The 11,325-nt window shown below is 60.8% G+C and carries 10 protein-coding genes; 4 read left to right on the top strand and 6 right to left on the bottom strand.

All coding sequences use genetic code 11. From position 1 onward, the window contains the following. Both G113_RS15360 and G113_RS15355 read left to right on the top strand, forming a co-directional pair. The coding region (locus G113_RS15360) for a LysR substrate-binding domain-containing protein (protein ID WP_005906262.1) at positions 1-236 on the top strand (236 nt) is incomplete at its 5' end. 74 nt (positions 237-310) lie between these two features. Beyond that, positions 311-559 carry a DinI-like family protein gene (locus tag G113_RS15355; protein WP_005906260.1) on the top strand — a complete coding sequence of 83 codons (249 nt, stop codon included), beginning with the start codon at positions 311-313 and terminating at the stop codon, positions 557-559. A gap of 89 nt (positions 560-648) precedes the next feature. Here the strand turns inward: G113_RS15355 and G113_RS15350 are convergent, their stop codons facing one another. The 5 genes from G113_RS15350 to dcuC form a co-directional block, all read right to left on the bottom strand. Then, on the bottom strand, positions 649-1,425 hold the full coding sequence (locus G113_RS15350; protein ID WP_005906258.1) for a DUF2927 domain-containing protein: 777 nt from the start codon (positions 1,423-1,425) through the stop codon (positions 649-651). Further along, positions 1,422-1,925, bottom strand: a complete 504-nt coding sequence (locus G113_RS15345; RefSeq protein WP_005906255.1) for a M48 family metallopeptidase — start codon at positions 1,923-1,925, stop codon at positions 1,422-1,424. The genes G113_RS15350 and G113_RS15345 overlap by 4 nt, the downstream gene beginning before the upstream one ends. Positions 1,926-2,080: 155 nt before the next feature. Continuing rightward, complete coding sequence (locus G113_RS15340; protein WP_005906253.1) at positions 2,081-3,724, bottom strand: hypothetical protein; 1,644 nt, start codon at positions 3,722-3,724, stop codon at positions 2,081-2,083. Between the two features lie 216 nt (positions 3,725-3,940). Continuing rightward, positions 3,941-5,602: a bifunctional metallophosphatase/5'-nucleotidase gene (locus G113_RS15335; protein WP_005906251.1), complete on the bottom strand. Its 1,662-nt coding sequence runs from the start codon at positions 5,600-5,602 to the stop codon at positions 3,941-3,943. A 94-nt stretch (positions 5,603-5,696) separates the two neighbouring features. Continuing rightward, positions 5,697-7,049 carry an anaerobic C4-dicarboxylate transporter DcuC gene (dcuC, locus tag G113_RS15330; protein WP_005906250.1) on the bottom strand — a complete coding sequence of 451 codons (1,353 nt, stop codon included), beginning with the start codon at positions 7,047-7,049 and terminating at the stop codon, positions 5,697-5,699. A 370-nt stretch (positions 7,050-7,419) separates the two neighbouring features. Here dcuC and G113_RS15325 point away from each other — a divergent pair, with 370 nt between their 5' ends. Further along, positions 7,420-8,031 carry a DUF922 domain-containing protein gene (locus G113_RS15325; RefSeq protein WP_005906249.1) on the top strand — a complete coding sequence of 204 codons (612 nt, stop codon included), beginning with the start codon at positions 7,420-7,422 and terminating at the stop codon, positions 8,029-8,031. A gap of 115 nt (positions 8,032-8,146) precedes the next feature. Here the strand turns inward: G113_RS15325 and mnmC are convergent, their stop codons facing one another. Beyond that, complete coding sequence (mnmC, locus tag G113_RS15320) at positions 8,147-10,162, bottom strand: bifunctional tRNA (5-methylaminomethyl-2-thiouridine)(34)-methyltransferase MnmD/FAD-dependent 5-carboxymethylaminomethyl-2-thiouridine(34) oxidoreductase MnmC (protein WP_201765022.1); 2,016 nt, start codon at positions 10,160-10,162, stop codon at positions 8,147-8,149. A gap of 90 nt (positions 10,163-10,252) precedes the next feature. On the opposite strand from mnmC, the gene fabB reads away from it, so the two are divergent. Next, positions 10,253-11,325 (top strand): beta-ketoacyl-ACP synthase I (gene fabB, locus G113_RS15315; protein ID WP_040319293.1); only part of this gene is annotated, 1,073 nt, incomplete at its 3' end.

The following is an 11,325-nucleotide window of genomic DNA, read 5'->3' as shown; positions in this document are numbered from 1 at the left end:
GGCAGCTATTTGATACCCTGGATTTGGCGATGAACGCAGCGCTTCAGGGTTTTGGTCTCTCCCTTGGGGATCCCACCATAGTGGCAGAGGAGTTGGAGACAGGTGCGCTGGTAGCCCCCTTTGCCCCCATCCTCAGCACGGATCATGAATATGCCCTGCTGGCTCGCCCCGACAGCCAGCAGCCCGGTGTGCGTCAGGTCTATCAGTGGCTACAGGGGGGGCCTCCTCACCCCTGACATTTTTCGTCGAGCGCGCTTTACAGACGCCAAAAATACTGTATAAAATCACAGTATCAACATGAGAGGTGCTTATGCGTCTGGAAATCATCATCGACAGGAAAAAACAGGTCTCCCCCGATACCATGGCCGCCCTGGAGCAAGAGTTGCTCAAACAGTTGGGCCGTCGCTTCCCCGATATCCAGGTGCGGGTGGCAGGGGGCAGCAACATGGCGCTCAACATCACTCGGGCCAGCAAGGAAGATAAAGTGCTGGTGGAAGAGCTGGTACAGGAAGTGTGGGAAAACGCCGAGAGCTGGCTGCCGGAAACAAGCGCGGCCTGATAGGCCTCGCCGTCTCGGATGAAGCATGGCGCTGCTTGGGCGCTGATGTTCCCGGTGCCTCGTTATTCGTGCGTTGCGGGTAGGGAGACCTAGAGGCCGGCCCACCGCTTGAGGCTATGCTCCTGCACCCGGCGGTTTGCCTGCAGTATGTCACCCTGAGCCTTGAGGCTCCTGAGTACGGCTGGCAGGGCGGCATCTACCTCTGCTTGGGTCATGCCGGGAGTCAAGGCCGGGTGGTAAGCCATCTTGAGCAGTAGATAATCGAGCCCGGTCAGGAAGCTGTCGGTGCTGCGGTCATTGAAAATGGAGGGGAAGACGGCATCCGAGTCATTGGGCAGCCCCATGACCTGGGTTAACTCTTCCGCCACACAATCGAGAAAGCGTCCCTGGTCGCGACTGGCATCGACCGGGATGATGATGCTGGCCCGGCGGATGGCGCCTTCCTGGTCGGTGACATAGTTGGCGATGCACAAGCCATCGGCCAAGGCGGCCTGGATCGAAGGGCTTTGCCCCATCAACTGTTTGGCCCAGCGCGTCACCTGCGAGCGACGGGTCATTACCAGGGTGAGGTTGGCTTTGGCCGGATCCTGGACCAGCGTCACGCTGTGACCCGTGATATGACTCAGGTGCGCTGCCTGGATTTTCACCACGTCAGCTTGCAGCGGTTTGTCGCCGACTTCGTTGACAAGCCGGATCCGCACCGGCTGGCGCCAGCGGTTGAAGTGATCCTGCCCCTTATCCTGATACTCCCGTTTGAGTGCCACCTGATGAAAACTCTCCACCAGATAGGCATCCTGTTGCCAGCGCTCCAGGGCCTGGGCACTGTGCAGGGCAAGCAGTAGCAGCAGGCCGCTCAGATATTTCACTGGGTTCCCTTCTCCAGATCCCGCCAGGTGAGCCAGAGCCGCAGATCAAATTCCAACTGGTGATAATCGGGCTCCATGTGCTGGCAGAGCTGGTAGAAGGCCTTGTTGTGATCCTTCTCCTTAATATGTGCCAGCTCATGCACCACGATCATCTTGAGAAAGGCAGGGGGAGCGGCCTTGAACAGGGCCGCGATGCGGATCTCGTTCTTGGCTTTGAGCTTGTTGCCTTGCACTCGGCTGACATAGGTGTGCAGACCCAGGGCGTCCTTGATCACGTTGATCTTGCCATCGAAGATCACCTTGGCCAGGGGCGCTGAACTGCGGAGGTAACGGTTCTTGAGATCCATGGTATAGGCGAGCAGGGCCTTGTCATTCTGGATGCTGTGGCTGTCGGGGTAGCGTTTGGCGAGAAAATCGCCAAGCTTGCCGCCCTCGATCAGCTGCAACACCTGGGCCTTGAGGGACTCGGGATAACCGCCGAGATAGGTCAGTGCCGTCATGGAACTCCTGTCGGGTCAATGGGACAGATAAAAAGGACGCTCATTGTAGCCAATGAGCGTCCTTTTTTATATCCGGGCCTGTCAATCTCAACCAGCGTCGCCATTGGGGGCTCTTTGGTCGCTGGTGACGGTTCCCATCCGATCTCGTCATCGACTCAGTGGCGACGATAGAGACCGGGATCCACCTCGCTGTAGTGCGCTTGCAGATAGTGGTAGAAAGCCTGAGTGGAAGGCGAGGATGCAGGTTTGAGCCCCTCCGCCAGTTTCTCTGGCTTGGCAATGATGAACTTGGGCTGCTGGCGCCGCAGATCCTGAAGCACACGCTCGCGCACGTCATAGGGCGGGTTGACGTTGCTGAAGAAGAGATAGGCAGATGCGGGCTGGCGATCCGTCCAGAGGTAATACTGAGGTTGAATGGCATCGACCCAAATCTTGTCCTGAGGGGTGGTCTCGGCCAGGATACGATCGACTCGCACTTGAGCGGCGGCATTGAAGGGGCGCCCCTTCTGGGTGCCCTCCCAGGCGTTGTTGATCATCAGGGCCAGCATGGCCAGGCTGGCTATCCAGGGGGTGGCGGAGCGCACATCCCAGGCCCGCCACAGGGGGAGCAGGATCAGCACGGGCAGGGCCCACAGCAGGCTGGCACCCAGCACTTCGCTTACCCTGTCCAGGCTCCACTCCTTGTTGCTCCAGCCAAACACCAGTTGCTGGGCCAACAGCCAGCTGGCGGTGAGTACCACCAGCGAGATGCAGAACAGACCCATCAGATCGCTCTGACGCTCGCTGCGATCGAGCAGGCAAGCAAGCGGCAGCAGCCCCAGTTGCAGATAGAGCACATCATAGTGATCAAACACATGACCCGAGACCGAGTTGGCAATCAGGGTGAACAGCACGCCGAACAGGGTGGCGAACAAGGCGGGCAGATGCCACTCCTGACGTCGGCTCAGCATCAGCAACACGAAGGCGGGCAGCAGCATGATGAGGCCGGTACGCAGCAGGCCAACCGCGCCTACGTAGATGGAGAAGCCGTTGCCATAGCTGCCTTCGAAGAAGATGTCGAAGGCGTAGTATTTGAATTCGGCCAGCAGCTGATGTTGCTGAAAATAGCCATAGAGGGGGGCGCCGATCAGTGCCAGTCCAAACAGGCTGGAGAGCAGCAACAGCAGGGCATCACGCCACTGCTCGCGCAGACACCAGCAGAGGAACAGGGTCAGGTACCAGGCTCCCCAGAGGGCTCCGTTGTTGGCACGCATCCAGGCGACGATGGCAAAGGTGAGCCCGGCCACCAGGGCTGGCCACCAGCGAAACTCCTTGTCCAGCAGCAGGGTGATGAAGGCCCACTGAGCGATCAGTGCCAGGTGGAATGTCCAATCTTCCGTCATGTTGCCGTAGTAGTAACGGGTGCCATAGAGCGCCAACACCGCCAGCATGGCGCCCAGCCTGGCCTGAAATGAGAGACCGAGCTGGTTGAAGGCCTGCCAGCTTGCCAGCAGGCCGAGCCAGCACAGGGCCAGCTCCAGTAGCCAGATACCGCGAAAGCCGTCCAGCTGGTAGCCAAGGGCATCCAGGGCGAAGATCATGGGCCCCTTGATGTCTATCATGTCGCGATAGAGTATCCCCCCCTCGGCCCACATCTTGCCCATCACGGCAAAGAGCGAGGCATCGAAGCCCGGGGCCATGTCGTAAAACAGGGGGTTGCGCAGGCAGAACAGGCAGGCGATGAGCCCGGTCAGCAGGACAGCAAGGGGCTGCAGCGGCGGGTTGTTGCGCGAAGAAGAGAAACGAATGAAGTGATTCATGAGGCCTGGATCCTTTGCCTGAGCATGCGAAAGCGGGCCTATCTTGCCGAGCCCGCGCCCCCGATGCAATGGGGGCGCGGGCCGGAAGGAAAATAATCCCGCTTACCGGGCCACTCTTAGGGATTCTCGAACTAAAAACAGCCACTTATCACAGGTTAGTGTGCGTTTGGCTCCGCGCCAGTCGCTCGCCTTCTGGTCGATCCCCTGTGAGTCAGCTCAATCGGGCACAGCGCCAGCCCGGTAGTGGATCAGCGGCGCCGGGGCTGGCAGCTCCGGGTGCTGGCGTGCCCAGCGAATGAACGCATCGGCCAGGGTAATGCCCAGCTCCTGGTTATGCTGGGTCAGGGTGCGGGCGAGCGCCGTATATCCCTCCTTGCCAGACGCCGTGTAGGCGCTTGATACGCCACGATAGACGCTATTGGCTTCCACCGGTTGCCAGTGGCCGGGGGCGGCCTCCCATTCCAGCTGGCGGATGCGCTCGCCCTTGGGCAGCGCGGCCAGATAGTGGAAGCGGATCCCGGCGGTGTAGGGGAAGCTGCCGCTGCCATTGCCGACCAGGCCATTGTCGGTTGCGTTGTCGATGGCACCTTCCAGCGCCTCCGCCAGCTCATGACCGTGCACCCGGTAGAGGGTGAGTGGGATGGCGAAGGGCAACAGTTGACCGGCGATGTCGGCCTCGGTGAGCGGGCCTTGCTCGAGGGAGCAACGCACGCCGCCGCCGTTGTGGAGCGCGAAATCGACCTGCCCGACCTGCTCGCGAGCCCCGGACAGCATGGCCGCGGCAACCAGCGGTGCGACCTGGCTGCCATGGGGCAGCTTGGCATCGGGGATCCGTTGATGCAGCAATGGTTGGCCCAGCCGGGTGACCACCTTGGCTGCCATCTCTTCGAGGGCGGGGCGGTAGCGGCGCGCCATGTGATCTTCGATAAGCGCGTCCGGCTCACAGAAGGTCAGGTTGGCTGGCACCTGGCCCTGATAAGGCCAGGGTTGCCAGGGCAACCACTCTATCTGTCCCTTGCTGGCAATGACCCGGCCCTGGCCATCGAAGCTGAGCTCGCAGACCCCCAGGCTTTGGGCACTGTGGCCGGCGTGGAGCAGCGCGACGCCATTGATCATCAGCGGATAATCCCCCTCGCTTGGCAGACCCAGCTGCGTGAGATCCCCAAGCAGGCTGTGGGTATGACCACCAATGATGAGGCTCAGCGCGGGGAAACGCTCGGCCAGCAACTTGTCCTGCTCAAGACCCAGGTGACTGAGCAAAATGATGTGATGTATGCCTTGGCTGCGGATATCGCCGAGGTGGCGGGTCAGGGTCTGGGCCACGCCGTGAAAGCGGGTATGTTCGTCCGGATTGGCGATGGCCGCCATCTGGGGAAGCGTGATGCCGAGCAGAGCAAAAGGTATTCCCCCCAGTTCGCGTACCAGCCAGGGCTGGCTGGCATCATGGAGATGAGGCAAGCCGCGCAGCGGGAGCGGGCAGTCGGCTGGCTCCTGGCTGCTGTCCAGGTTGGCGGCAAGCACAGGGAAATCCAGCTGACGCAAAAACTCAACCAGAGGGCCGTTGCCCAGATCGAACTCATGATTACCGAGCACCATGGCATCGGGGGCGAGCAGGCTGAGCAGGTCTGCATTGGCGCGACCCTTGAAGCGGTTGAAATAGAGCGAGCCCTGGAAGGTGTCTCCCCCGTGCAGCAAGAGGCTGGGGATGCCTGCGGCTGCGGCATCGCGGCGCAGTTGGCGCACTCGGGTCAGCAAGCGGGCATAACCGCCGCTCTGGCACAGCCACTGGGCCTGCCCCGGTGGGCTGAAACGTACTTGGGCACCATCGAAGTGGGAGTGGCAGTCACTGAAATGGGCAAGTTGAACCGTCATACTCATATCGGTCCTCCTTTGGGGGAAAGAAGGGGGAGAGTCTACCTTAGGTGCGGGAGGGGATGCCAGCCCGGCCCTCTATAGGGCCGGGCTGGTCAGGTTAAGCGGGTACCATGATCTGAGTGGCAATCAACACCACGGCCAGGCCGACGGCGACCGGCACCGAGGTACGCTTGACCACCTCGAATGGCGAGAGATTGGCCATGCCCGAGCAGGCAACCACCACCCCTGATACCGGCGATATGGTGCGGCCCAGGTTGGAGGCTTGCAGCATGGGGATCACCAGGTAGGCAGGGTTGATGCCAAGGCTGGTGGCCAGATTGGGGATCAGCTCAACGAAGGCGTAGAAGGGGGCATTCCCCGACCCTGTGGTGAAGGCCGCCAGGGTGGTGATCACCACCAGGGAGAGCATCATCACCATGCCGCCGGTACCGAGATCCTGCGCATGCGCCAACAAGGTGTCGATGAAACCTATGGTCATCAGGCCTTGGGCAAAGACCCCGGCACCGACCAGCAGCATGACCACGCCGGCAAAGGCGTCGGCCATATGACGCCAACATACCTGCAGCCCATCGAGCAGCCCCTTGCCATCCCGATGACGGGCGAGCTCTAGCAGCGCGGCCAGGGTCAGACACATGACGATGATGGTGACGATGTCGAGCTGGGGACCCAGCTTGCCATCGAAGATCAGCACCCCGATGATGGGTGCAAACGGCAGTATGGCGTAGAAGGCGGGGGCGTTCGTGATGAGATCGCTGGCCGCCACTTTCTCGTTCACCTCACCGGAGCGGCGGTCCAGATAACGCTGCCAGAAGAAATGGGCGACCGCCATGCAGGCGATGGCGATCAGCGAAATGGGCAGGGTCAGCTTGAAGGCAAAGTCGAGCAGCTCCATGTTGGCGGCCTGGGCGGCTATCACCACATCTCCCGAGGTGGGAGAGAGAATGATGGCGGCGGGGGAGGCGCACACGGCGGCGGCGGCGCCCCGGGAGATGCCCATATTGACCATCAGCGGGAACAGGGTCGCCATCAGCAGTACCCCAAGGCCGGTGGCCGAGCTGACGGCCAGGGACATGGCACAGGCCACCAGGTAGGCCGCGACCAGCAGCACATAAGGGGACTTGATGACGCCAAGGGGCTTGCTCGCGATTTTGACCAGTATGGTGTTGGCACCTATGTGGCTCATGTAGCCGGCGAAGCCGCACAGCACCATGATCAGCATGCCCAGACCACCGCCTCGGCTATTGAGCAGGAAGCGGACATATTCAAAGATATCGGTGATCACGTTGCCCGTGCTGGGTACGCTGGCAGGCAGCACGGGTTTGCCGAGCAGGGCCGTGATGGCCAGCAGCAGCAGACCACCGCTGAGCAGTATGCCGGTGGCAGAGTAGCCCTTGAAGATGCAGCGACCCACGATGAGGGTCACCAGGGTGCCAATAATAAGTTCAACCATATCCAGGTTCCTGTTGGTAAATGGAGGCTAAGTGCGGCCCTGAACGCCAGAGGCACGGCACTACGGAGGTGGGTATTCGTTCGGTTGGCGCTAATGTAACTAGCAAATTAGTCTGCAATGTTGATTAAGGTCAGTAAATCATGGTGCTATATCGGCTCATTACCAGTGAAATGATGAAAGTGGGTCATGCCGCACATATTTCTTACCTCGCCCTGGTTGCGGTGAAAATAGAGTATAGAGAGGGCTGCAAGTTGCGAAGATGAACGGCAGGTATCATGATGAGACTTGCGCAGGGCGCTAGTTAATTAATATATTGATTATTCATCATATTCACACACCAGATGGCAACGATGAGGCGGCGTAGATCACCATGGGCAAGTTGTACAACCTGGCTTGGGGACTGAGTCTGCTGTGGACCGCCGCTGTGGGGGCCACCCAGGCCCATTACACCGGGGTCAAGATAGAGCCGGACATCCGGGTCGACTTCCAGTTTTACAAGGTCAAGGGCGCTACCATGCAGGCGGCCCTGGCACAGGCGTCCAGCATCGGCCCCAAGGGAAGCTTTGGCCAGCAGGGGCTCGGCATGGCCAGCTATCAGCTCAACTGGTCCATGCTGGCCTATCCCCTGGCCGGAAACTGCAGTCTCAACGGCGTCAAGGTAACGACTCGCATCAAGGTGATGGTGCCCGAGTGGGTCAACAAGTCCCAGGCCAGTGTGCGTGAGCAGCAAAACTGGAACATCATGGTCGGGGCCATGCTCGACTACGAGAGTCGTCACAAGGACATAGTGCAAGAAACCGCCAGTGCCATCGGTTTCAAACTGTCGCAACTCCCCCGCAGCAATGACTGCGACGCCTTGCGTCATCAGGGCGATCTGCAGGGGCAGGCGCTGCTGGCCCAGGCCAAGTCCCGCTTCGCCCGGCTTGCCGAGCAGACCGACCATGGCCGCAAGTTGGGGCTGAGCTGGCCTTTCAATCCTTGAGGCGAATGACTCACTCCTCTTTTTTCATGGGATGAGCGGTCAGGTCAGATAACGGACGCCGCCAGTGGGTCAACCCACTGGCGGCGTTTGGTTTTATCGGTCTCCTTGAGCGAACTCAGCGCACTGGCTTGCCCTTGAGCCACTTGCGCACCCAATAACGGGCGGGATGCAGGGCGGCCAGCAGATCCTTGGCCAAGGGCAGGGGGTCGCCACAGATCTCGCTGGCGAGCAGTTCGCCGCACAGTGGCGCCGAGCAGAGCCCGCGTGAGCCCAGAGCCCCCAGCACGAACAGGCCTGGATAGAGCGGCAGCGCGTGCTCGGGACGCGCCTTGAGCGCCAGCGTCTCCAGTTCGCTCAGGGCCTGGACCCGAGCCACGGGCCCCACCACCGGCAGATGATCCCGACTGGCGCAGCGCACTCCGACCCTGGCGTCATTGCTGCTGATATCCACCTCGGCAGGCCAGGTCTGATCCGGCAGACAGGCTTGCAATCTCGCCTGGTTCTGTACCTGTTCGTCTGCGCGAAATGCCAGATCGCTCTGGTTACGGCCATAGCTGGCGCCGATACAGTGCTGGTTGTTGTGCGCGGGGGTGAGGTAGCCATCGTAACAGAGCACGGTTTTCAGCTCGCCCAATGTTGCCGTGCTCGGCACGTGGCTCACCTGACCGCGCACCGGGTAAAGTGGCAGCTCGGCAAAGGGGAGCAGGGCGGGCAATCGGTGACCGGCAGCCACCACCAGATTGGGGGCCTGCCACTGGCGACCATCGGTCGTTGCCACGCGCCAGCCATCCGTGTGCTCGTCAACCGTGGTGACGGGGACGCCATATTCCAGTTGCAGCAAACCGCTTGCCTGCGCTTCATGTAAGGCGGCCCGGGTCAAGTCAGCCGGGCAGAGCCAGCCTCCCAACGGATAACTGACGCCACCATGACCCATGGGCAGGCCGCAGGCTTGCGCCACCTCGACGTCGCTCAAGGGGCGCATCAGCTCGGGGGGGAAGGGGCCTTGCGCCATCTTGTCCAGCTTTTGCGCCGATTTGTCATCAAAGCCCAGCTGCACCACGCCGCACAGATCGAAGGCGATGGGGTGATGCCGGGCCAGCTGCAGCAGCCGCTGGCGGGCGAAGCCGAAGGCGAGGGCATAGAAGCGTGACAGAGCGTCGTGTTCGCCACCGAGCAGAGGATACAGGGCACCCTGCCGATTGCCGGAAGCGCCGGTCGCCGGCTCGTCATCTTCGCACAAGAGCGTCACCTTGCGGCCCCGTTCGATCAGGGAGAGGGCTGTCATGGCCGAGGCGATGCCCCCTCCTATGATGAGTACCTCACCGGGACGCCCTGCGGGGCGGGCGTAGCACGGGGCCAGACTGGCGGCCGCCTGTTTGTCTTGGCGATAGCCGGCCAGCATGGTGCGCTTGTTGCCATGGCCCCTGACCTTATTGATGTTAAAACCGGCAGCGATAAGGCCCCGGCGCACGAAGCCTGCGCAGGTAAATGTTGCAACGCTGGCACTGGGGCGGGCGAGCCGGGCCAGATCGTCAAACAGCGCCTGGGTCCACATCTCTGGATTCTTGGCTGGGGAAAAGCCATCCAGATACCAGGCATCGATGAGGCCATCGGCGGGGCAGGGCCACTGGGGCAGGGCATCTTTTATGTCGCCGAGCCAGAGATCGAGGCGCACCCGGCCCCCTGCGAACAGCAGGCGATGGCAACCCTCGACCGCCAGCGGCCATTGGGCGACCAAATCGGCGCTGAAGGTGGCCAGCTCGGGCCAGACGGCGAGCGCCTGGGCCAGATCGTCTCTGGTTAGGGGGTATTTCTCGACGCTGATAAAGTGCAGATGCGAGCCGTTGCCGGCTTGGGGGCCATGTTCCAGAAAGGCGGCCATTGTGGCCAGGAAGTTAAGGCCGGTGCCAAAACCTGTTTCACCCACCACAAAACTGTCACTGTCGTGATGGCAGAATCGTGCCGGCAGGCCATTTTGCAGTAAAAAGACGTAGCGGCTTTCACTTAGACCGTTATCATTGGAAAAGTAGACATCGCCGAAGTCACTGGAAATCGGAGTTCCCGCTTCATTCCAGTCTAATTGGGCATGATGTAAGGATGTTTGACTCACGTTTTCCTCTGCTCGCGTCACTTAATCGCGGGCATTCTACGTGAAAGCAGACCAGTTTGGCAGCCGAAAGCGGGTAGACTTGGCGCCAGTTTTTCCAGACGAGATGAATTAATGAGAAGAGTAGTGATCACCGGTATCGGCGTCATCTCCAGTATCGGCAACAACAAGGAAGAAGTGCTGGCCTCCCTCAAAGCAGGTAAATCCGGCATCACCTATTCCGAGCAGTTTGAACAATACAACCTGCGCAGCCGTGTCTGGGGCAACATCAAACTCGATCCCTCTGAGCTGATCGACCGCAAGGTGATGCGCTTCATGGGTGACGCTGCTGCCTATGCCTATCTCTCCATGCAGCAGGCCATCGATGATGCCGGCCTGCCGGAAGATCAAGTCTCCAACGAGCGTACCGGCATCGTGGTCGGCTCAGGTGGCGCTTCTGGCAAGAACACCTCGGAGTCTGCGGACATCGCCCGTGAGAAAGGGGTCAAGCGCGTAGGTCCCTACATGGTGCCACGCACCATGTCTTCCACCACCTCAGCCTGCCTGGCGACCCCCTTCAAGATCAAGGGTGTCAACTACACCATCAGCTCTGCCTGCGCCACCTCTGCTCACTGCATCGGTCACGCCATGGAGCTGATCCAGCTGGGCAAGCAGGACATCGTCTTCGCGGGCGGCGGTGAAGAGCTGGACTGGTCCTCGACCATCCAATTCGACGCCATGGGCGCCCTGTCCACCAAGTACAACGACACCCCGGAAAAGGCGTCCCGTACCTATGATGCGGACCGTGATGGTTTCGTTATCTCCGGTGGTGGCGGCATTCTGGTGGTCGAAGAGCTGGAACATGCCCTGGCCCGTGGTGCTCACATCTATGCCGAGCTGACCGGTTACGGCGCCACCTCCGATGGTTACGACATGGTGGCACCGAGTGGTGAAGGCGCTGTGCGTTGCATGAAGATGGCGATGCAGGGTGTGGGCAAGGTGGATTACATCAACACCCACGGCACCTCCACACCGGTTGGTGACATGAAGGAGCTGGAAGCCATCCAGACCCTGTTTGGTACCACAGGTCCCAAACTCTCAGCCACCAAGGCCATGACGGGCCATGCCCTGGGCGCCGCCGGTGTGCACGAGGCCGTTTACTCCCTGTTGATGATGCAGCATGGCTTCATTGCCCCCAGCATCAACAT

This window comes from Aeromonas molluscorum 848 (genome assembly GCF_000388115.1).
GTDB classification, from domain to species: domain Bacteria; phylum Pseudomonadota; class Gammaproteobacteria; order Enterobacterales; family Aeromonadaceae; genus Aeromonas; species Aeromonas molluscorum.
The sequence above is the reverse complement of the archived record's forward strand: the minus strand, read 5'-3'. Positions and strand labels throughout refer to the sequence as shown.